The organism is Aquiflexum sp. TKW24L, from assembly GCF_023502205.1.
Taxonomy (GTDB): domain Bacteria; phylum Bacteroidota; class Bacteroidia; order Cytophagales; family Cyclobacteriaceae; genus Cognataquiflexum.
On the sequence record NZ_JAMFLG010000003.1, the window covers coordinates 39,290 to 61,639 of the forward strand.

Annotated in this window: 19 protein-coding genes and 1 tRNA gene; 12 read left to right on the forward strand and 8 right to left on the reverse strand. The window is 40.4% G+C overall.

What is annotated here, in order from left to right; all coding sequences use genetic code 11:
• From M3O96_RS03090 to M3O96_RS03100, 3 genes are read right to left on the reverse strand one after another with little or no spacing between them, the layout of a single operon-like run.
• On the reverse strand, positions 1-1,029 hold the full coding sequence (locus M3O96_RS03090) for a phosphotransferase family protein (RefSeq protein WP_249718668.1): 1,029 nt from the start codon (positions 1,027-1,029) through the stop codon (positions 1-3).
• Positions 1,026-2,234: an acyl-CoA dehydrogenase family protein gene (locus M3O96_RS03095; RefSeq protein ID WP_249718670.1), complete on the reverse strand. Its 1,209-nt coding sequence runs from the start codon at positions 2,232-2,234 to the stop codon at positions 1,026-1,028. The genes M3O96_RS03090 and M3O96_RS03095 overlap by 4 nt, the downstream gene beginning before the upstream one ends.
• Before the next feature lie 11 nt (positions 2,235-2,245).
• A complete protein-coding gene (locus M3O96_RS03100; RefSeq protein WP_249718672.1) occupies positions 2,246-3,013 on the reverse strand; it encodes an SDR family NAD(P)-dependent oxidoreductase in 768 nt (255 codons plus the stop codon).
• 145 nt (positions 3,014-3,158) lie between these two features.
• Between M3O96_RS03100 and M3O96_RS03105 the strand changes: the two genes are divergently transcribed.
• A complete protein-coding gene (locus M3O96_RS03105; RefSeq protein WP_249718674.1) occupies positions 3,159-4,127 on the forward strand; it encodes a zinc-dependent alcohol dehydrogenase family protein in 969 nt (322 codons plus the stop codon).
• Positions 4,128-5,054: 927 nt separating this feature from the next.
• Here the strand turns inward: M3O96_RS03105 and M3O96_RS03110 are convergent.
• The 3 genes from M3O96_RS03110 to M3O96_RS03120 form a co-directional block, all read right to left on the reverse strand.
• Positions 5,055-5,756 carry a TetR/AcrR family transcriptional regulator gene (locus M3O96_RS03110; RefSeq protein WP_249718675.1) on the reverse strand — a complete coding sequence of 234 codons (702 nt, stop codon included), beginning with the start codon at positions 5,754-5,756 and terminating at the stop codon, positions 5,055-5,057.
• Positions 5,757-5,841: 85 nt separating this feature from the next.
• Positions 5,842-6,480, reverse strand: a complete 639-nt coding sequence (locus tag M3O96_RS03115) for a hypothetical protein (RefSeq protein WP_249718677.1) — start codon at positions 6,478-6,480, stop codon at positions 5,842-5,844.
• A gap of 330 nt (positions 6,481-6,810) precedes the next feature.
• The gene (locus M3O96_RS03120) at positions 6,811-7,323 is read right to left on the reverse strand and encodes a DUF6266 family protein (protein WP_249718679.1); all 513 of its coding nucleotides are present in this window, start codon (positions 7,321-7,323) and stop codon (positions 6,811-6,813) included.
• Between the two features lie 592 nt (positions 7,324-7,915).
• On the opposite strand from M3O96_RS03120, the gene M3O96_RS03125 reads away from it, so the two are divergent.
• Positions 7,916-9,766, forward strand: coding sequence for a serine hydrolase domain-containing protein (locus M3O96_RS03125; RefSeq protein ID WP_249718681.1), 1,851 nt, complete (start codon positions 7,916-7,918; stop codon positions 9,764-9,766).
• Positions 9,767-10,121: 355 nt separating this feature from the next.
• On the opposite strand, the gene lhgD is transcribed toward M3O96_RS03125, so the two are convergent.
• Positions 10,122-11,327, reverse strand: coding sequence for an L-2-hydroxyglutarate dehydrogenase (gene lhgD / locus M3O96_RS03130; protein WP_249718683.1), 1,206 nt, complete (start codon positions 11,325-11,327; stop codon positions 10,122-10,124).
• A gap of 261 nt (positions 11,328-11,588) precedes the next feature.
• Between lhgD and thrS the strand changes: the two genes are divergently transcribed.
• The 4 genes from thrS to rplT all read left to right on the forward strand — a co-directional run bounded on the left by thrS (position 11,589) and on the right by rplT (position 14,848).
• A complete protein-coding gene (thrS, locus tag M3O96_RS03135; RefSeq protein WP_249718685.1) occupies positions 11,589-13,538 on the forward strand; it encodes a threonine--tRNA ligase in 1,950 nt (649 codons plus the stop codon).
• An 86-nt stretch (positions 13,539-13,624) separates the two neighbouring features.
• Positions 13,625-14,176 carry a translation initiation factor IF-3 gene (infC, locus tag M3O96_RS03140; RefSeq protein ID WP_249718687.1) on the forward strand — a complete coding sequence of 184 codons (552 nt, stop codon included), beginning with the start codon at positions 13,625-13,627 and terminating at the stop codon, positions 14,174-14,176.
• A 20-nt stretch (positions 14,177-14,196) separates the two neighbouring features.
• On the forward strand, positions 14,197-14,394 hold the full coding sequence (gene rpmI / locus M3O96_RS03145; protein WP_249718689.1) for a 50S ribosomal protein L35: 198 nt from the start codon (positions 14,197-14,199) through the stop codon (positions 14,392-14,394).
• Between the two features lie 109 nt (positions 14,395-14,503).
• Positions 14,504-14,848: a 50S ribosomal protein L20 gene (rplT, locus tag M3O96_RS03150; protein ID WP_249718691.1), complete on the forward strand. Its 345-nt coding sequence runs from the start codon at positions 14,504-14,506 to the stop codon at positions 14,846-14,848.
• Between the two features lie 306 nt (positions 14,849-15,154).
• On the opposite strand, the gene M3O96_RS03155 is transcribed toward rplT, so the two are convergent.
• Positions 15,155-15,228, reverse strand: a tRNA-Met gene (locus M3O96_RS03155).
• Between the two features lie 92 nt (positions 15,229-15,320).
• On the opposite strand from M3O96_RS03155, the gene M3O96_RS03160 reads away from it, so the two are divergent.
• The 6 genes from M3O96_RS03160 (at position 15,321) to trxB (ending at position 22,343) form a co-directional block, all read left to right on the forward strand.
• Positions 15,321-15,716, forward strand: a complete 396-nt coding sequence (locus M3O96_RS03160; RefSeq protein WP_249718693.1) for an START-like domain-containing protein — start codon at positions 15,321-15,323, stop codon at positions 15,714-15,716.
• Between the two features lie 76 nt (positions 15,717-15,792).
• Positions 15,793-17,664: an LptF/LptG family permease gene (locus M3O96_RS03165; protein ID WP_249718695.1), complete on the forward strand. Its 1,872-nt coding sequence runs from the start codon at positions 15,793-15,795 to the stop codon at positions 17,662-17,664.
• Positions 17,665-17,728: 64 nt separating this feature from the next.
• Positions 17,729-18,004, forward strand: coding sequence for a 30S ribosomal protein S15 (gene rpsO / locus M3O96_RS03170; RefSeq protein WP_249718697.1), 276 nt, complete (start codon positions 17,729-17,731; stop codon positions 18,002-18,004).
• 108 nt (positions 18,005-18,112) lie between these two features.
• Positions 18,113-20,254 carry a polyribonucleotide nucleotidyltransferase gene (gene pnp, locus M3O96_RS03175; RefSeq protein WP_249718699.1) on the forward strand — a complete coding sequence of 714 codons (2,142 nt, stop codon included), beginning with the start codon at positions 18,113-18,115 and terminating at the stop codon, positions 20,252-20,254.
• 85 nt (positions 20,255-20,339) lie between these two features.
• Positions 20,340-21,203 (forward strand): sigma-70 family RNA polymerase sigma factor, encoded by an 864-nt coding sequence (locus M3O96_RS03180; RefSeq protein WP_113922161.1) that lies wholly within the window; start codon positions 20,340-20,342, stop codon positions 21,201-21,203.
• Positions 21,204-21,398: 195 nt separating this feature from the next.
• On the forward strand, positions 21,399-22,343 hold the full coding sequence (gene trxB / locus M3O96_RS03185; protein ID WP_249718701.1) for a thioredoxin-disulfide reductase: 945 nt from the start codon (positions 21,399-21,401) through the stop codon (positions 22,341-22,343).
• Positions 22,344-22,350: the final 7 nt, after the last annotated feature.

Consider the following 22,350-nt stretch of genomic DNA (forward strand, 5'->3'; position numbering starts at 1 on the left):
TCAAATTTTTTGGGAATGAATACTTTGCAAGGCTTTTTTTCCGCAGGCTTCAACCACAAGAATCAATCCAGAGAATCTCGGATCTTGGGCAAAACCAAGTTTAAATCGCTTATAAATCTGTTGGGCAATCACAGCTACTTTGAATAAACCATAGGTATAATAAAAAATCATATTTTCCAAATTGAGTGGGCTTTTGGAGGCATAATATTCAACGACTTCAGACCTCGTCATATTGCCTTCCAAGTAACTCAGGTTAAACATTTTCAGAATATCCGCATCGCCCGGCTCCGCCCAATAGGCCAAGGAAGTGCCCAAATCCATCAATGGATCTCCGACCGTCGCCATCTCCCAATCCAAGACAGCTTTTATTTTAGCATTAGGCCCTGACAATACCAGGTTGTCAAATTTGTAATCATTGTGGATAAATCCAATGTTCTCGTTTTTGGGGAGATTTGATTTGAGCCAGTCAATGACCAGTTCCAATTCGACCAATTCATCGGTTTTGGCATTGAAATACCTTTCTGACCAACCCAAAACCTGTCTTTCCACATAGCCTTCAGGTTTACCCAATTTGGCCAATCCGGATTCTTCCAACTCAAGGTGATGAAGCTCCAATAATCCATCTATCGTGTTTTTAGACAGTTCTTTGAAATAGTCCTTTCCGAGAATCATGTTCTCGGGAATTTTATTCCTCAGGATCAGACCATCCACTTTTTCCATGATGAAAAATGGCGCGCCGATCACAGCTTCGTCTTCACAGCAGAGTATCGGTTTTGGGGTTTTATCGTATCCAGCTTTCTCCAGCGCCTCCAAAATCCGGAATTCCCGGACCATGTCATGGGCTTTGCTGATTTTCATTCCGAGAGGCGGCCTTCTCAGGACAAATTGCCCATCAGGAGAATTGATCAAAAAAGTAAGGTTGGAATACCCTCCCTTGAATTGGGAAATCACCGTACTTTGAGGATCGAGATTCAGTTTTGCTTCCAAAAAAGGAAAGAGGTTTTCGAGACCATGAGGTTCCTTGTTCATCCCTGAGAATAGTTTTTTAGGATTCTTTTGGCCAAAACTGATTTATGAACCTCATCCGGCCCATCGTAAATCCTTGACCCACGCTCATGTCGGTACCAAAATGAAAGTAAAGTGTCATCGGTAATTCCCAATGCGCCATGCACCTGTATGGCTTTGTCCAGGGTAGTCATCAGGACATCAGAGACAAAAAACTTGATTGTAGAAATATCCTCTTTTGCGGCTTTCGCTCCTTCCTGCTCGATCTTGTGTGCAGTCATCATCACCATCAGACGGGAAGCTTTGATACCGGCCGCGGCTTCGGCAATCCAATTTTGGATGGTTTGTTGGTAGGCGAGGGGCTTGCCGGGATCCAATTGTCTGGACAAGGCACGCCTGCACATCATTTCCAAAGCACGTTCGCAGATTCCAATCCAACGCATGCAGTGGTGGATTCTACCCGGTCCCAATCTTTCCTGTGCCAAAGCAAATCCTTGTCCTTCTTCCCCAATCAGGTTGGAAATCGGAACCCTGCAATTGGTAAACATCACTTCACCATGAGAAAGGTAATCTTCCCCAACATCACCCATGATGGGGATATTTCGGATCAATTTGTACCCGGGATTATCCAAAGGAACCAATATCATGCTTGCCCTTTGGTATGGATTGGGATTAGCCGGATCTGTCAAAGCCATGACGATGGTAAAATGTGCCCCATCTGCCGCTGTCGTAAACCACTTATGACCATTGATGATGTATTCATTTCCTTCTTTGACAGCGGTGGTAGAGAGGTGAACAGGATTGCTGCCCGGGTTATTGGGTTCGGTCATGGCGAAGCAACTCCGGATTTCTCCCCTTTGAAGAGGAGCAAGGAATTTTTCCTTAAGCTCTTTGCTGGCAAAGCGATGCATCAGTTCCATATTCCCGATATCGGGTGCATTGCAATTAAATATGTAATGTCCAAGCGGGCTTTTCCCCAAAACTTCAGAAATGCTCGCAAACTCGGTCAAATCCAAGCCCAATCCTCCGTCTTCTTTGGATAGGTGGGGAGCAAAAAGGCCTTCCTTTTTTGCCAGTTCCCTTAAGGATTTCAACTTCGGCAAAACAGCTTTGAAAGAGCCATAAATTGCTTCCTGTTCGAGGGGATGTACATGTGTTTTGAGAAACAAGTCGTACCGGTATACCAACTCCTGCACCTCTTTCGAGGCAAATATTTTATTGAATTCCATAAGGTTGATAGTTAAATTGTAAAACCACCATCGGCTGTCAAGGTAGCGCCGGTGGTATAGGAAGAGGCTTTGGATGCTAAAAAGAGCGCCATGGCACCGATTTCCTCACTTGTTCCCACCCTTTTGATAGGAAGGGCTTTCATCATGTGTTCCATGATTTTTTCGTTGCTCCAAAGTGCTTCCGAGAATTTTGTTTGGATCAATCCCGGGCAGATGGCATTGACCCGGATTTTATGGTCGCCCCATTCTTTGGCATACACTTTTGTAAGAGAAATCAAGGCAGCCTTACTGACACTGTAGATTCCCAATCCCTGTTCAGGCGAAATTCCGCCGATCGAACTGATGTTGATGACTGCCGCACCCGAAGAAGCCCGCAGGTAAGGAAAACATAAATTCATCAGGTGAAAAGGGGCTTTCAGATTGACATCCATGATCTTGTCAAAAGCCTCGGGAGTCGTATTATGAACAGGACCAAAAACCGGGTTGACGGCAGCATTGTTGACCAAAATATCTATTTGGCCATACTTTTCGATTGTCTGTTTGACCAAGCTATCCAATTCGTCCATGCGACCCACGTTGCAGGCAATAGCAGCAACCTCATAGCCTTTCCCCCTCAGTTGGGTAGCCATTTCATCCAAAGCGTCCTGCTTTCTGCTGCTAATGACGACTTTGGCTCCTGCAGCTGCAAAAATCTCTGCGATACCGAAACCTATACCTTTGCTGGCACCTGTGATGATGGCTACTTTGTTTGCCAGTGAAAATAATGCAGATAAATCCATAATTGTTATTTGGGTTTTTAGATAGGCTACAAGATAAAAATTAAAGGCTTTAATGGCTATTCGGAGAAGAAAAATATTATGCATACCGAGTATTTTTTCCTAATTTCAATCTTGAAAACCAGTAAAAAACTCATTTTAAATAATTATGAAACAAGTAATTTTTCACCAAACAGGTCTTCCTGCAGAAGTTTTGCAGCTAGAGGAAGCACCAATGCCACAGCCAAAGGCACATGAAGTCAGGATCAAAGTAACCGCACGCAACATCAATCCATCAGACATCATGTTTGTAAGGGGAATGTATGGCATCACCCCAAAACTACCCAGCAGCGCTGGGTTCGAGGCAGCCGGAGTCGTAGATTCATCAGATGAAAGCAATACCGTTCCGGTAGGGACACGGGTGATTTTTACTGCTATAGGTACTTGGAAAGAATATCTATGCATTCCGGCAGCAATGGTGATTCCTACACCGCAGGGAATGACAGATGAAGTTGCCTGTCAGGCATTTGTCAACCCTTTGACGGCATATGGGATGATCGAAACGAGTGGATTGAAGGCAGGAGATTGGTTGTTGATCACTGCGGGAGCCTCTGCGTTTGGCAAATTGGCCATCCAAATGGCGCATCAAAAAGGCATCAAAGTCGCCTGCACAGTTCGCAGGGACGATCAAAAGGAAATGCTACAATCCATCGGTGCGGACCTTGTCATCAATACTGAAAAGGAAAAACTCCAAAAGGTAATTGCCGAGCATACGGGTGAAGGTGTATCCGTTGTGTTTGATGCGGTAGGAGGGGTCCTTGGGGGCAAAGCCATCGCATGCTTAAAATCCGGTGGAAAAATGATGGTTTTTGGATTGCTGAGTCTGGAAAATATCCCTTTGAATTCAGGATTATTGATCTTCAAAAACCTGAAAGTAGAAGGGTTTTGGTTGACAACTTATATGGAAAGCCTGAGCGCCGAACAAAGAAAAACCGTTTTTAAAACTGTTTTCACCTATTTGCTTTCCAATAAAGTGAAGGTGGATGTGCAGGATTCATTTCCCTTGGAGCAATTCAAAGAAGCGCTTGAAGCCTACGAAAAAGGTGGAAGAAACGGGAAAGTATTGTTGGTTTCATAATCAAATAAAGGGGAGTATTTTCTCTCCTTTATGCTTTTTTCTGATGAAGGTTGTTCCTCCGTCATCCTGATTTCAATAGGAATGAGCCCATTCACAAATTAATGCCTAGCAAAAAATCGGCTTTAGCCAAAATAATGAGATTGGATTTATGAAGTTGTTTAGGGTATGGCTAAAGCTGGGGAGATCTGTGTTTTTATTTCCCCTCCAGCTAAAGCAGGAGGAAATTTAATCGAAATAATAAGTCTTATTGAAATCAGAATCAAGATATTCTAAGCTCCGGTGATGTCATTGGTAGTTCAATAGGAATAAGCCCATTCAAAAATAAATGCCGAGTAAAAAATCGGCCTTAGCCAAAATAATGAGATTGGATTTATGGAGGTGGATAGGATTTGGCTAAAGCCGGGGAGATCTGTGTTTTTATTTCCCCTCCAGCTAAAGCAGGAGAAAATTTAATCGAAATAATAAGTCTTATTGAAATCAGAATCAAGATATTCTAAGCTCCGGTGATGTCATTGGTAGTTCAATAGGAATAAGCCCATTCACAAATAAATGCCTAGCAAAAAATCGGTTTTAGCCAAAATGATGAGATTGGATTTATGAAGTTGTTTAGGGTTTGGCTAAAGCCGGGGAGATCTGTGCTTTTATTTCCCCTCCAGCTAAAGCAGGAGGAAATTTAATCGAAAAAATAAGTTTTACCGAAATCAGAATCAAGATATCCTAATCTCCGGTGATGTCATTGGTAGTTCAATAGGAATAAGCCCATTCACAAATAAATGCCGAGTAAAAAATCGGCTTTAGCCAAAACGATGAGATTGGATTTTTGAAGGTGGATAGGATTTGGCTAAAGCCGGGGAGCTCGGTGGTTTTATTTCCCCTCCAGCTAAAGCAGGAGGAAATTTAATCGAAAAAAAAGAATAACCACATTCACTAAAACAAACTCCCCTGAACAGGTTGGATTTTTTGGGCTTGGAAAGTTCCTTTCAGCATGTCCTGAAGCAAGCGGTTGAAGGACGGTTTCCAGGTTTCAAGATTGATCTTGGCATCTTTTCCTTCATATCCGATTGGTCCCAATAACTTTTCATATCCGATCAACATGGCCCAAATTGTGTAAAAAGTAGCCTCCGCCTGTAATTCAGGTCGGATGCTTCCATCTTTGATTCCTTGGGTGACCATCTGTGTCCCAATTTTTCCACAATCGTGGTGGACTTCAAGCAGCTTTAGAAAATGTTCACTCTCCAATACCAAAGGATCAATTTTTAACCTGAGACTTTCATCATTATAGAGCTGGACCAATCCCATAAAATTCAAAACAGCTTCGTAATACATCCGGTTTGTTTTGGCAAACTTGAAGTAATTATTGGATAGCTCAATCAGCATGTCGAGGCCGTTTCTTCCTTTCACTTTGATGATATCACGGAATACATCCTTCAGTTCATCAAAAGCTTTTTTGGTCACTGCCATGTACAGGTCTTCTTTGTTTTTATAATAAAAATAGGTGAGTCCCTTGCTTATTTTGGAAGCCTTGGCCACGTCATCCATCTTGGTGGCGAGATAACCTTTTTCTGTAAAAAGCTTGATTGAAGCCTCTAAAATCAATTTTTCCTTCTGTTGTCTTTCCTGAGCTCCCATAGTTGAATTTTATTCGAATTAGGTTCAAATATATTAAACTCAGGTCAGAATAAAGTGTAAATTTTTGGAAGAATAAAGTAATTGCCTAACTGTCAATGCACATGATAAAAATCTGCCACTGATCGTTGTCCAAAATGACACTTATCTCCGTGACGAGGGTGTGAAGACAGGTCCTGAAATTATTGCTGTAAAAATTCTTGATGCCCAAATAAGAAGCCGCAAATCTTTCCCTCAAATCGTCCATTTCAGTATCGCTTTCGGATTCGGTGATGATTCCCTGTTCAAATCTTTGGATTATCTCCAATCTTTCGGTTTCACTTTTTTCAAGCAAAACCTTTATTTCTGCGATATAGGACAAACCTACAGCATACCTGCAAACCGAAAATGTATTGCTTGCACCATTGATTTTGATTTTTTGGAGAATTCCGGGGTTAAGGGTATTTACACAATTATACAAAGAAAGATTTTCCCCTTCCAAGTTTTCAAGTTCAGCCCTTCTGACACCGTAAATGCCATCCATTCCTTCATTTTTAATAGAAAATGCCTGTTCCCTCGTACCTCCCTGTATAGAAAAAACAAAGAATCCTTCATGGATATTGTTGACAACCCGATCTATTTCATCCGCTGTGGCCTCAGGAGTTTGGGGTTCTTCTTTGATACAGGATAGTAAAATGCCCGAAATAAGAAGTAAAAAAAGAAACAAAAAAAAGGAAGAAATTCGCATAATTGAATAGCCTGTGCCTTCTAAAGGTAAAAATAATACCCTTAAAAACGCATGATTAATAGGATTCCGCTTTCAAGAAATAAAACTTCTGTTTTATTTCTAGGAGGTAGGAAGGTTAAGAAATTCACTCTTCGAGGTGGAAATCCGTGTTTAGCTACGCGCAATAAAGCGGATACTCATATTAAAATTAATACGTATCCTTGAACAAATCAGCGTCCCTGCGCTTGTTCTGGTAACTGGTACTCGACTTAGAAGGGGCCTTGGAGGTCTGAGGTTTTTGGTGCAAACCCAAAATAGCTATTTTGGGCAAAAAGTAGGGCCTCTCAACTTTTATTTAGGACGGTATTGTTCCGATATCATATCTTCAGGATTATGAAGGACTACAAAAGCTTTGTCCCAAGGTTTTGAATTGGATACATAAGAATTGTTATGCCAAGTGATCAAAATACCATCGCCTGTTTTTTCTGCTTTTGGATCTTGGGGTGGTAGGAGATTACCTCTGCTTATCTTAAACAGTGATGGGTCTAAGGCAAAGTTTCGCCCTTCAGAGACGAAGGCATTGTATAAAGTGTAGGAAACACAGACATGGAATGGCCTTTTGGCACCATCTGCAAAATTCTGAAAACCAAAAGCTATGGCTCCTGTAAGCGATTTCAAGTGACTTTGCGTTAAAGTCATTTTACTCTGGTATAGCATTCTGAGCTCAGAAGTCTTTTGCTTTTTAGCTTTTGTCTGCTTGGGTGGTGCTTGTCGAACGTAGGTTTTGCCTCCAACCTGGTAATAAACCAACCCGCCAACCTTACCCTTGAACTTTCCTCCGGATGAATCATTTACGCTTGCCATGTGGGTGATAATTAAAAATGAAAACTTAATATATAGATAATAAAGTAAAACTACCAACATAAGGGGCAATTATATTACCTAAATACAACATGCTTTATGCTTCACTCACCAAAAATATATAGTTCTGGGACTGGTGTTTGATTGGAGTTTGATTGGTCAATGATTGGTCAATAGGTAACTGATGGGTAAATGGGAGTCTACTATGGTGTAAGGGAGACTTAGGACTAGTATGGCTTTGAGTCAAGGGGAAATGCGGTTAAATTATATTAAGTAAATTAAATATTCATACAAAGAATATTCCCGCAGATGACACAGATGGACGCAGAAAAAATGAAAAATCAGATAGAAGGGAAATGAAGAATTCAAAATGATGAGTTCTGATTGGATTCAGTAGCAACGAATAGTCGTTTTAAAAATAAGGCAGCTAGGCTCGAGTCAAGAATGAATGGAATTCAATTGGATGAAACTTGTTCTTGCAAATGCTTTGAGCGGTAATAATTCTTCCGTATTTCGGCTGTATTTTCGGACTGTACATCGATTGCTTGCCAGAAGAATTGACAACCAATAAACCTATTTAAACCAAAAGCCAGATATGAATCTTTTCAAGAAACATGCGATTCTAGGGATTCTTCTTTTATTATCCCTATCGGTATTTGCACAAAAAGCACCTGGTCCAAAGCTAATTGTAAGAGGGGATGACATGGGTTCGTCCAGGTCGGCCAACCTAGCGAGTATAGAAACCTATGAAAACGGCATTGAGACTTCTATCGAGGTCATGGCAATTGGGCCGTGGTTTCCCGAAGCAGCTCAACTGCTTAGAAAACATACCGGAATCGATTTGGGGCTTCATCTTGTCCTTACCAGCGAATGGGACAATATCAAATGGAGACCATTGACAGACTGCCCAAGTTTGGTGGACGATAACGGCTATTTTTTCCCGATGATGGGTCCAAATAAGAACTATCCCGGTTTGGCGATAACCGAGAACAAATGGAATCTGGAAGAAATTGAAAGGGAGTTTAGGGCACAGATTGAGTTCGCCCTCAAGGAAGTTCCCCAAATCAGCCACCTTTCCGGGCATATGGGTTCGACTGGTTTTGATCCCAAAGTGGTGGAAATGGTGGACCGCTTGTCAGCAGAATATGACCTGCCTGTGATGAGTAGGGCAGTGATGCAGGGTTTGGGGATTTCTGGGGTCTCTTATGATGGGGCCAAAACTACCTCAGCGGAAAAAGAAGTGGCATTTCTCCGCATGTTGGAAAAACTTGTGCCTGGCAAAAGTTACATGTTTGTGGACCATCCCGCTTATGATAACATTGAAATGCAGGGTGTGGGACATATCGGCTATGAAGATGTAGCAGTGGATCGTCAAGGTGTGACCGATACCTGGACAAGTGAAAAGGTCAAGAAAGCCATCTCCGAAAGGGACATTGAACTTGTCAATTTTCCTTCTTTGGTAAAGGCATTGCCCAGAAGCACCCCAACTGATGAAAATGTAAATCCAAAAAATATTGAAATTTACCTCGAAGCGGTAAAAGCAAGTGGACAGGAATTACACAGCCTGATGATCCTTCGCCATGGCAAAGTGGTTGCGGAATATTGGTTTGGGGAAAATGCTTCCAACAAACCCCATGTTCTGCACTCAGTCAGTAAAACCTTTTCTTCAACGGCTATTGGATTTGCGGTACAGGAAAATCTTCTGAAAGTCAGCGACAAGGTCATTTCTTTCTTTCCTGACAAACTCCCCTCCGAGGTAAGTGAAAATCTAAGGAATATGGAAATCAGGCATTTGCTGACCATGACTGCCGGACATGACACGGATCCTTCCCGCGCTATCCGTGCTGAAAAAGACAAAGATTGGGTAGAGGCTTTTTTGACAACACCTGTGGAACATAAACCCGGAACTCAATACGTGTACAACAGCTTGGCGACATACATGCTTTCAGCCATCTTGCAGCAAGTAACCGGAGAACGGGTGATTGATTATTTGCAGCCAAGATTTTTCAGGCCTTTAGGAATAGTAGGAGCAATGTGGGAAGAAAGCCCACAGGGTATTCCTGTTGGTGGTTGGGGACTTTACCTGAAAACGGAAGATTTGGCCAAGTTGGGACAATTTTATCTCCAAAAAGGAAAATGGAACGACAAACAGTTGCTTTCAGCATCTTGGATTGAGGAGGCGAGTTCTAATCAGGTTCCATCCTTACCTGCAGGAGTCAAAAAGGAAAACCTCAAAGTAAAAGCAAAAGACAGCGATTGGTTGCAAGGGTATGGCTATCAGCTTTGGAGAAGCCGTCATAATTCATACCGCGCAGATGGTGCCAATGGGCAGTTTGTATTGATCCTCCCTGAAAAGGATGCAGTCATCGTAACCACAGCCAACATTCAAGACATGCAGGGTGAAATCAATTTGATTTGGAAACACCTCTTGCCGGCATTGAAGTAATCAATTAACTTGATTTAATGAATGGGATATATTCAGGCCTCCTGTGGGGTTTAGTCAATAGGAATAAGCCCAATCACAAATAAATAACAAGCAACAAATCGGCTTTAGCCAAAATAATGAGATTGGATTTTATGAAGTTGGATAGGATTTGGCTAAAGCCGGGGAGATCGGTGCTTTTCTTTCCCCTCCAGCTAAAGCAGGAGGGAATTTAATCGAAAAAATAAGTTTTATCGAAATCAGAATCAATACCAATCACTATTCCTATTTCGGAACCTTACTCTGAAAATGGTCAAAAATAAGACTGACGGCAGCTACTTTTGGTCATACATCCGTCATCGGTCATCTGTCATCCAGACTACTTCCCAAATCTCTTCAATGCCAATTCACAAACAGTACCACCAATGGACAAAGAACTCGTCGCAGCAGGAGAGGGGGCATTCAGGACGTTGATGGTAAACTCATTTTCTCTGATACTGAAATCGTCCAATAATCCTCCCGTTCGGTCACAGGCTTGGGCACGCACACCCGCACCGCCCTCTACCAAGTCAGATTCATTGATATCAGGGATCAATTCCTGTAATGCTTTGGTGAAAGCGGCTTTTGAAAAAGAACGGTACATTTCGCCCATTCCTGTTTTCCAGTATTTGGCAGCTACTTTTTGGAATCCCGGCCAAGCCAAGGTTTCCCTCAATTCTGAAAGATTGAAATCGGAACGTTTGTAACCTTCACGCTTAAATGCCAAGACCGCATTTGGTCCGGCTTCTACGCCACCTTTCATCATTCTCGTAAAATGTACTCCTAAAAATGGGAAATTGGGATCCGGAACAGGATAGATCAGGTTTTTGACCAGGTATTCCCTTTCTTTTTTGATCTTGTAATATTCTCCTCGGAAAGGAATGATTTTGACGTCGATCTCTTCTCTTTGGTTCATTTGCGCCACCTTATCAGAGTAAAGCCCCGCACAGTTAATCACCAATTTACAGGAGAATTCATGGTAGGCTGTTCGGACATAAGAAACTCCGTTTAAAGTCTTGATCTGATTTACTTTATGTTCCAAAAAAATCACTCCACCAATTGATTCAAATTTTGAAGCATACGCCTGTGCGACCACCTTGTAATCAACGATCCCTGTTTGGGGTACATGGATGGCAGCCACTCCGGCGCAGTATGGTTCATATTCTTTCAATTCATCCAAACTGATCGACCTTGTTCCCGTCAGCCCATTTTGAAGACCTCTTTCCAGTAAGCCATTCAAAATGGTAACTTGATTAGCTTTGGTAGCCACTACCACTTTGCCTGTCAACTCAAAAGGAACATTTTCTTCTTCACAAAACCGGATTAATTCATGGTAGCCATTGATGCAGTTAATGGCTTTCAGCGATCCCGGCTTGTAATATAGCCCCGAGTGGATCACTCCGCTGTTATTGCCGGTCTGATGCTTGGCTACTTCGGATTCCTTTTCAAGGATTGCAATTTTCAAATCAGGTTTTTGTTGTTTGATTTTCAAACCTGTCGCCAGCCCGACAATTCCTCCTCCTATAATGATAATATCGTATGTCATTTTTGTATACAATTTCTGCTCAAATATAAACAGGTGATTGATTTTTATCAGAGTGTCTATGGAATTATTAAAATTGCTCCAAATCATCCATTTAGGGGATTGAAAACATCCCGTATGATTTTTTTTAAGTGCATAAAACTCAAAAAAATAATTGAGTTTGTTAATTTGATAATAAAAAAAGCCAACATCAATTCGCATATTTGCAAATCAAAAACACACCTGTTTGTAAAGGTGTGATGTTTCATCAAGTAAAAATTTTAAATGTCTAACCAACAGATCAACATTACCCTTCCTGACGGTTCTGTCAGGGAGTATGAAAAAGGAGTTTCGGGGCTACAAATTGCACTTAGTATCAGCGAGGGTCTAGCCAGAAATGTACTTGCAGCAAAAGTAAACGGTGAGGTTTGGGACTCTAGCAGGCCGATCCACCAAGATTCCAAAGTCCAACTTTTGACTTGGAATGACACAGAAGGTAAAAACACTTTTTGGCACTCTTCCGCCCACTTGATGGCAGAAGCTTTGGAAGCCCTTTATCCCGGCACAAAATTCGGAATTGGTCCTCCGATTGAAAATGGATTCTACTACGATGTGGATTTTGGAGACAAATCTCTTGACGGCGCAGAGCTCGAAAAGATTGAAACCAAAATGATGGAATTGGCCAAACTGAAAAGTGACTTTATCAGAAAGGAAGTCCCAAAGAAAGAAGCCATTGCTTACTTTACCGAAAAAGCAGACCCCTACAAACTTGATTTGTTAGATGGCCTTGAAGATGGTTCAATCACTTTCTACGAGCAAGGTAATTTCACTGACCTTTGCCGTGGCCCGCATATTCCCAACACAGGATTTATCAAATCTGTTAAACTTCTCAATATCGCAGGAGCTTATTGGAGAGGGGATGAGAAAAACAAGATGCTCACACGTCTTTATGGCATTACATTTCCCAAAGCCAAGGAGCTTCAGGATTACCTTTTTATGCTTGAAGAAGCCAAAAAACGTGATCATAGGAAGTTAGGAAGAGAATTGGAGTTGTTTACTTTCTCCGAAAAAGTCGGAATGGGATTACCGCTTTGGTTGCCCAAAGGTGCCTTGCTTCGTGAGCGATTGGTGAATTTCATGAAAAAGGCTCAGGATAAATCGGGATACCAACAAGTGGTGACACCGCATATTGGACATAAAGCACTTTACGAAACTTCGGGACATTACGAGAAATACGGAAAGGATTCGTTTCAGCCAATCCGCACTCCGAATGAAGGAGAGGAGTTTTTGTTGAAGCCGATGAATTGCCCGCATCATTGTGAGATATACAAGCACAAGCCAAGGTCATATAAAGATCTTCCGATCAGGTACGCTGAGTTTGGAACCGTATATCGCTATGAGCAAAGTGGGGAATTGCATGGATTGACCAGAGTTCGTGGGTTTACTCAGGACGATGCGCATATTTTCTGTAGACCTGATCAGGTCAAAGAGGAATTCATCAAGGTCATTGACTTGGTTTTATATGTATTCAAAGCCTTGGGTTTTGATGATTATACTGCCCAGATTTCTCTAAGAGATCCGGCAAAAGGAGAAAAATACATCGGCACAGATGAAGCTTGGGAAAAAGCAGAATCTGCGATTGTAGAAGCTGCTGCCGAAAAAGGCCTTGAAACGGTCACTGAATTGGGAGAAGCGGCTTTCTATGGACCGAAACTTGATTTCATGGTCAAAGATGCTTTAGGCAGGAAATGGCAACTTGGAACGATTCAGGTGGATTATAACCTTCCCGAAAGATTCCAATTAGAATACATCGGCTCGGATAACCAAAAACATAGGCCTGTCATGATTCACAGGGCACCGTTTGGTTCCTTAGAAAGATTTGTGGCTGTTTTGATCGAGCATTGTGCAGGAAATTTCCCATTGTGGCTTTCTCCGGAGCAGATTACAATTTTGCCAATTTCTGAAAAATTCATTGAATATGCTGAGGAAGTAAAAGCAATCTTGGAAGATGAGGATATCATCGGGATGATAGACAACCGGGATGAAAAAATCGGTAGAAAAATCCGTGATTCGGAAGTTAAGAAAACACCATTTATGCTGATCGTCGGAGAGAAGGAACAGCAGGAAGGTAAGATTTCAGTAAGGAAGCATGGAGAAGGCGATTTAGGAAGTCTCTCGCCGGCTGAATTTGTATCCTATTTCAAAGGAATAATAGGAGAATCATTAAAAAATTAAATTAATCGGTATTAATGAGGCAGATTTTTTAAATCTGAAATTAATTCCGATATTTGCACGCAATTTCATTAAATAACGATAAGAATTTGAAAGGAAAACCACCGTTCAGGCAGAGACAAGAGGAACCATATAAGGTTAACGACAGGATCAGAGCTAGGGAAGTAAGGGTCGTAGGAGACTACGTTGAAGGCGGAAACGCTGTTTTGACGCTTGCTCAGGCTTTGAAAGTAGCTGAAGATAACGAACTTGATCTCGTAGAAATTTCTCCAAACGCCACTCCACCTGTATGTAAGGTGATTGACTATGCGAAATTTAAATACGAACAGAAGAAGAAGCAGAAGGAGATTAAAGCCAATGCTGCCAAGACTGTTCTCAAAGAGATCCGATTTGGACCCAATACAGATGACCATGATTTCAATTTCAAATTGAAACATGCGATCAGCTTCCTGAAAGAGGGGGCCAAGGTAAAGGCTTATGTCCATTTTGTGGGAAGGTCAATCGTATTTAAAGAAAGAGGAGAGATGTTGTTATTGAAGTTTGCGCAGGAGCTGGAGGAATATGCCCAAGTAGAGCAACTTCCAAAACTGGAAGGGAAAAGGATGTTTCTGTTCTTGGCTCCGAAACCATCAAAGAAATAATTCAACAAACAAACACAGTTATGCCTAAAGTAAAAACAAAATCAGGTGCAAAAAAGAGGTTTACCTTAACGGGAACCGGCAAAATCAGAAGAAAGCATGCTTACAAAAGCCACATTCTGACCAAAAAATCAACCAAAAGGAAGAGAAATCTTACCAAGATGGGTTTGGTTCATGAGTCAGATGAAGGAAGAGTAAAAGCAATGTTGAGAATCGGTTGATCCGAATTCATTTCTTTTGAAAATTAGGTTTATTTATTCACCAGGCGCTTCGGTCTCCAAGATCAACTGAAACAAAGGTTGACACCAAGGGTCAAAAAATCAAAAAATTATGCCAAGATCAGTAAACGCGGTTGCTTCAAGAGCACGTAGAAAAAAAGTACTAAAAGCTACAAGAGGTTATTTCGGAAGAGGTAAAAACGTATGGACAGTAGCCAAAAACAAGTACGAAAAAGGATTACAGTACGCTTATAGGGACAGAAAAGCAAAGAAAAGAGAATTCAGAGCTTTATGGATCCAGCGTATCAATGCAGGTGCCAGACAATTTGGCATCTCATACTCACAATTTATGGGATTGTTGAAAAAAGCGGATGTCGAATTGAACAGAAAAGTTCTTGCAGATTTGGCTATGAATCATCCCGAGGCATTCAAAGCTGTTGTTGAAAAAGTAAAATAAGAACGCACTTTCTTATTTTAATATAAAAGCCCCGTAAATCGGGGCTTTTTTTATACCTATTATTTGAAAGGATAAGGACAGTTTACAATAATTTCTTATATTACAATTGTACAAGAAATACCTGAACCAATCTTTAAAATCTATCAAATGTTAGATTTTGAAGGATTGGTTTTTAAATAAAAAAAAGCTAATAAACGATTTCAATAGTCATCGGGAGAACCCAATTGACGCTCAGGGAATGAAAACTACAAAGGTTTTTGTTTGAAATAAGTAAAAAAAAAGCTTCTCTAAAAGAGAAGCCTTGTGTAGCGAGGAGGGGAGTTGAACCCCTGACCTCAGGGTTATGAATCCTGCGCTCTAACCGACTGAGCTACCTCGCCAAATCGGATTGCAAATATGAGGTCTTAAGTCTTGAATTGCAAACAAAATGTTTCAAAAAAGGTGACTTTTTGTTAACTAAATTAAAGTAATAATGGTAAAAAATAAGTTTGTTGCTGATTATCAAATCAATACTTCAAGGAAAATTTTGTTTCCCTATTTAAGTACTGCCAGTGGCTTAGCCGAGTGGTTTGCGGATGATGTAAATATCAATGAGGATAAAACCTACAAGTTTCATTTTGATGGGGAAGACCACCATGCCAGGATTACAGCATTGAGGACTAACATACATGTTAAGTTCGAATTTTTTGATCCAACTAATCCTGAAGAAAAGGACAATTCCTTTATTGAATTTAAGGTGGATGAAAATGAACTCACTCAAACGATGTTTTTGAAAGTCATTGACTATAGTGATTCCTATGATGATGATGAATTGGAATCCATCTGGGAAAGTTTAATCCATACTCTTAAAGAAATTATCGGTGGATAAGCTGTGTATTTTCCGGTTTTATGAAAATATTTCCAACCTTTGCCGTTACAATCCCAAGTAGAGGTTTTCATAATTAATGAAAAAAATTGATAAATTGATTTTGGGGTCTTTTATAGGCCCCTTCTTTTTGACCTTTGTGGTGGTGGATTTCATTCTGCTTACTGTGAATATGCTCAAATATTTTGACGAAATCTTTGGCAAGGGCCTGAGTTTTTGGATTTATATGGAGCTGTTTTCTTATTTTGTAATCAGTATTTCTCCTATGGCTTTGCCATTGGCCGTATTGCTCTCAGCTTTGATGACTTTTGGAAATTTAGGGGAACATTTTGAATTGACAGCTTTAAAAAGTGCCGGTATTTCTTTGGTCAGAGCCCTATTGCCAATTGGCGTTTTTGTTGTTTTTCTTACTTTTGCCGCCTTTTTTTCCAATAATTTTGTTGTTCCGAAAGTAAATCTCAAAACTTTTGGTCTGCTCTACGACATCCGGATGAAGTCACCGGCCCTTGATATAAAGGAAGGCGTATTTTACAATGGGATCCCGAATTACAGTATTAAGGTAAATAAGAAGCTAGATGAAGTCAGATTGAATGACATTATCATCTACAACCATGCTGATGGACAAGGTAACATCAATGTAATCATGGCCGATTCAGGCAGAATGGAGCCATTTTTTAACAACAATTATATGAAGTTGACACTATATAATGGCGTCAGCTACAAGGAATCTAGATCGCAGAGGGGAATTACCGAAAAACCCGCTGAACTGAGCCGGACATTTTTTTCAGAAAACCAGATTGTATTTGACCTTGCTTCATTTCAACTAAATAGAACTCCTGAGGATCTATGGTCAACAAACCGTTCGATAAAAAATATCGCCCAACTTAAGGTGGGACTAGATTCAATGAATTCCGAAATCAATCAAATCGTATATTATAATTTCCTGAATACAGAATCTTCCTATCCCTATTTTACACGGGAAAGGAAATTAATTCCTCCAGTTGAAGTCGTAAGGAGAAAAGAAAGAGATGATTCTGTCAAGATCGCCAAAGCAACCGAAAGAAGTCAAATTGAATTAAAGGCAAGCGTGACCGGTTCACAATCGGTTGATTCTCTAATCCAAAAATCGCTGACAGAACCTTTTGACTCCGTTATTACATTGGATCGTGAATTGGTCTTTAAAAAAGATTCAATTCCTGATTTATCCAATCCCACATCCGATTTGGTAACCGAAAGGCCAATTTTAAATAAGGAGAACTCTCAAAAAGTAGACACTTTTGTTTCAAGGAAAACTATCAACAGGAAACTAATAAAAGGAAACCAATCAAATTCAATAACGGATTCAATCATCTCTAAAATTGAAATTGATAGCCTTGGTAGCCCCGAACTTGTTTTGAATAACACGGTTGAACCCAAAAAGAAATTTGAATTTACACCGGAAAAAAGAGCAGCATTTGATTCGGTAATTTTAAAAGGAGATTTCAATACCAAAGCCGCAACAGTAGGAATGAATAATGCCAGAACCATAAAAAATAACTTCAGCACAAAATTGACCCAAATAGACGCTTTAGAAAGGGAGTTTCGAAGATTTGAGATTGCTTGGTATCAAAAGTATACAACCGCCTTTGCATGCATTGTGATGTTTATGATTGGAGCCCCCTTGGGTGCCATTATAAAAAAAGGAGGCTTGGGTATGCCAGTCTTATTATCCATAATCTTCTTTATTCTATTTTATATGTTGACTATAACGGGAGAAAAATGGGCAAAAGAAGGAGTCACCAACTCACTTTTTGGAACATGGTTTTCAAATTTAGTCCTATTGCCGTTTGGGTTCTTTTTCCTTAGGCAGGCTAGGAAAGACGCAAGGTTGTTTGAACCTGATACTTATATTGAGTTTTTCAAAAAAATTAAAGCCAAATTTCAGGTTAAATCTCCTAAATCCCTTCCTTGATTTTTGAAATTCCATTATAAGGATTACCTTTGTACCTGTTTTAAAATTAATTAATTAACTAGGCATGTATTTAACATCAGAGAAAAAAGCGGAGTTGTTTAAAAATCATGGCAGGTTAAAAGCTGATACCGATACTGGTTCCCCGGAATCACAGATCGCGCTATTCACCTTTAGAATTCAGCATTTGACAGACCATTTGAAGACAAACAAAAAAGACCACTCATCAAGACTTGGTCTTTTGAAACTAGTTGGTAAGAGAAGAAGCCTTCTCAATTACCTGATCAAGAATGATATCGAAAGATATCGATCTATAATTACCGAATTAGGAATTAGAAAATAATCAGATCAATGTAAGGTTCTCATGGGAGAACCTTACTTTTTTACTTACCCCTGATATTAAACCTTACTTTTATAACTATTCTACACTCATTATTATTTACAAAATTGTATGTTACCAAACGTAATTTCTAAAACTATTGTCCTTGAGGATGGTAGAGAAATCATTATTGAAACAGGCGCATTGGCAAAACAAGCTGATGGAGCCGTTGTTGTTCGCATGGGAAATGCCATGTTGTTAGCAACCGCCATGTCAAAAAAAGAAGCAGGTGAAGGAGTTGATTTTCTCCCAATGTCTGTGGATTACCAAGAAAAATTTGCCGCTTCTGGAAAAATTCCGGGAGGATTTTTGAAAAGAGAAGGAAGGCTTTCCGACTATGAAATCTTGATCAGCCGAATCGTCGACAGAGCGATTAGACCTATTTTTCCAGATGATTACCATGCCGATACCCAAATCGCTATTACCTTAATGTCTGCTGACTCTGATGTTCTACCTGATTGCTTGGCAGGTCTTGCAGCATCAGCCGCCTTAGCTGTTTCTGACATTCCATTCAATGGACCGATTTCAGAAGTTAGAGTAGGTAAAATCAATGGAAAATTAGTTATCAATCCAACACCTACCCAGCTAGAGACAGCTTCATTGGAGTTTATAGTAGCCGGTTCTGAGGAATATATTCTGATGGTGGAAGGTGAAGCTAATGAAATCTCGGAAGATGAAATGGTGGAAGCCATGCAATTTGCCCATGAAGAAATCAAGAAACACTGCAAAATCCAGAAAGAATTGACTATTGCAGTAGGCAAAGAGAAGAAAAGAGAATATAGCCACGAAAAATCAGATTCAGGATTGTATGAAAAAATGCATGCTGAAGTATATGGTAAGTGTTACGATGTCGTTGGTAGATTAATAGCCAATAAGTCAGAAAGATATGATTTGATCAAAGCTGTTAAAGAAGAATTCGTTGCTTCTTTGGGCGAAGAGCATGGTTTTGAAGCAAGTTTGATAGGACCATATTTTTCCAAAATCCACAAAGAAGCTGCCAGGAACCTTACTTTAAATGAGAAAAAGAGATTGGACGGAAGAAGGCTGGATGAGATTAGACCAATTTGGTCAGTCATTGATTACTTGCCATCCGCCCATGGATCTGCAGTATTTACACGAGGTGAAACCCAATCCATTACCACTTGTACTCTTGGTACCAAGATGGATGAGCAGATGGTAGATGGCGCGATGATTTCAGGTTATAACAAATTTTATTTGCACTATAACTTTCCAGGATTCTCTACTGGTGAGGTAAAAATCAATAGAGGAGTTGGAAGGAGAGAAGTGGGTCATGGTAACCTAGCTATGAGAGCTTTGAAGAAAGTCCTTCCTTCAGGAGATGAAAATCCTTACACCATCAGGATAGTTTCTGACATCTTGGAATCAAATGGTTCATCTTCCATGGCTACTGTTTGTGCGGGCTCTTTGGCATTGATGGATGCCGGTATTCAGATCAAAGCTCCTGTCACAGGAATTGCAATGGGAATGATATCCGATGCCAAAACAGGAAAATATTCTATCCTTTCAGATATCTTGGGTGATGAAGATCATCTTGGAGATATGGATTTTAAAGTAACCGGAACGGAAAAAGGAATTACAGCTTGTCAGATGGATTTGAAAGTAGAAGGTCTTGACTACAGCGTTTTGAAAGAAGCTTTGTATCAAGCCAAAGAAGGTAGGCTTCATATTATGAATGAAATCAAAAAGACGATTTCAGCTCCTAAGCCGGACCTCAAGCCACATACTCCAAGGTCATTTATGATGAGTATCCCTAAAGAACTTATCGGAGCAGTAATCGGCCCAGGTGGTAAAGTCATTCAGGAAATCCAAAAAGATACCGGTGCGACTATCATCATTGAGGAAAAAGATAACATGGGAAAAATCAACATTTTCTCAAACAACCAAGAATCAATGAATGCAGCTATTTCAAGAATCAGGGCTATCGTAGCCATGCCTGAAATAGGTGAGGTTTATACCGGTAAAGTGAAAAACATCATGCCTTTTGGCGCATTTGTTGAATTCATGCCGGGTAAGGATGGACTGTTACATATTTCTGAAATCAAGTGGGAAAGACTTGAAAATATGGAAGGTGTTCTCGAACCGGGAGAAGAAATACAGGTTAAACTGATTGACGTAGACAAAAAAACAGGGAAGTTTAAGCTTTCTAGAAAAGTATTATTACCAAAACCAGAAAAATCTGACAAAAACGACTAAGTTCAATAGAGTATTTATTATTTTGAACTTTGTTTATTTGGATTCCTGTTATAAATCGAATAGTAACTGAAAATTATATTATTGAATGAGGCAGCTAAAAATTAGCAAACAGATCACCAACAGGGAAAGTCAGTCCCTTGATAAATATCTACAGGAGATTGGAAAAGTAGATCTATTGACAGCCGATGAGGAAGTGGTTCTTGCAAAAAGAATCCGAGAAGGCGACCAACTGGCATTAGAAAAACTTACAAAAGCCAACCTCCGATTTGTTGTTTCTGTAGCCAAACAATATCAAAACCAAGGTCTTTCATTGGGTGATTTGATCAACGAGGGCAACCTAGGTCTGATTAAAGCAGCCCAAAGATTTGATGAAACCAGAGGTTTTAAGTTTATTTCCTATGCAGTGTGGTGGATTAGACAATCGATTCTTCAGGCATTGGCTGAACAATCCCGAATTGTTAGGCTTCCTTTGAACAGGGTTGGATCTCTGAACAAAATCAGCAAGACATTCAGCGAACTTGAGCAAAAATTTGAAAGAGAACCTTCTCCAGAAGAATTGGCTGAAGTCCTCGAAGTGACTGCTGCTGAAGTGGTGGATACCATGAAAATTTCTGGTAGACATGTTTCCATGGATGCACCGTTTGTGCAAGGTGAAGAAAACAGCTTGTTGGATGTCCTTGAAAATGATGGGGATGAGAAGCCGGATGATGGCTTGATGACAGATTCCTTGAGAAAAGAAGTTCAGAGAGCGCTATCAACTCTTACCCAACGAGAGGCTGATGTCATTACACTATACTTTGGATTGAATGGAGAACATGCGATGACTTTGGAAGAAATCGGTGAAAAATTCAACCTTACAAGAGAGAGAGTGAGGCAGATTAAAGAGAAGGCTATCAGGAGGTTAAGACATACTTCTAGAAGTAAAACTTTGAAACCATATCTTGGATAATTGTCCACATTGGATTTGAATAATAAAAAAAGGGGATTTGTCCCCTTTTTTCGTTTAATTACCCCTATGAAGGGTTCAGAAAATTTAACTCTCTGAACTTCATGGCATAGACCACAATTAGGGAATTTTAACACCCATTAACTTTGTTGTGAAGGGTATTTTAACAAAATTTGCCAACTTCAAAAATTCAATCTAATGACATCTGAAATTGAAAGAATCAAAGTATTGATAATTGGATCTGGACCGGCAGGTTATACTGCGGCCATCTATGCATCAAGAGCTGGATTGAACCCCGTGCTTTACACAGGTGTACAACCTGGTGGCCAACTAACAATCACTACTGACGTTGAAAATTATCCGGGATATCCGGCAGGAATACAAGGTCCGGAGATGATGGAGGACTTTAGAAAACAAGCTGAAAGATTTGGTACCAAAGTCAGGTATGGGGTAGTGACCTCTGTTGATTTTGATTCCTTTCCACATAAAGTGATAGTTGACGACCAACTTGAAATCCATGCCGATACAGTTATAATTTCTACCGGTGCTTCGGCCAAATGGCTTGGACTGGAAAGTGAAACAAGGCTAAATGGGAGGGGAGTTTCCGCTTGTGCAGTTTGTGACGGGTTCTTTTTTAGAGGTCAGGAGGTAGCCATTGTAGGTGCAGGAGACACAGCCTGTGAAGAAGCTTCTTATCTGTCAAATATATGTAGCAAAGTCTACATGATCGTCCGAAGAGACGAAATGAGGGCTTCGCAAATCATGCAAAGAAGGGTTTTGAACAATCCTAAGATCGAAGTTCTTTGGAATACCGAAACGGAAGAAATCCTTGGCCAAGACGAGGTGACAGGAGTGAGGATATTTAACAATGTTACCAAAGAATCAAAAGAACTTAAAGTGACCGGGTTTTTTGTGGCAATAGGTCACCATCCAAACACTGATATTTTTAAGAATATTATTGATACGGATGAAAATGGTTACATCAAGACAATTCCGGGTAGCACTTGGACCAATAAGGAGGGTGTTTTTGCCTGTGGTGATGCCCAAGACCATATTTACAGACAGGCAGTAACTGCCGCAGGAACCGGTTGCATGGCAGCTTTGGATGCAGAAAGATACCTTGCTGCAAAAGAATCTGCATAATTTGGAA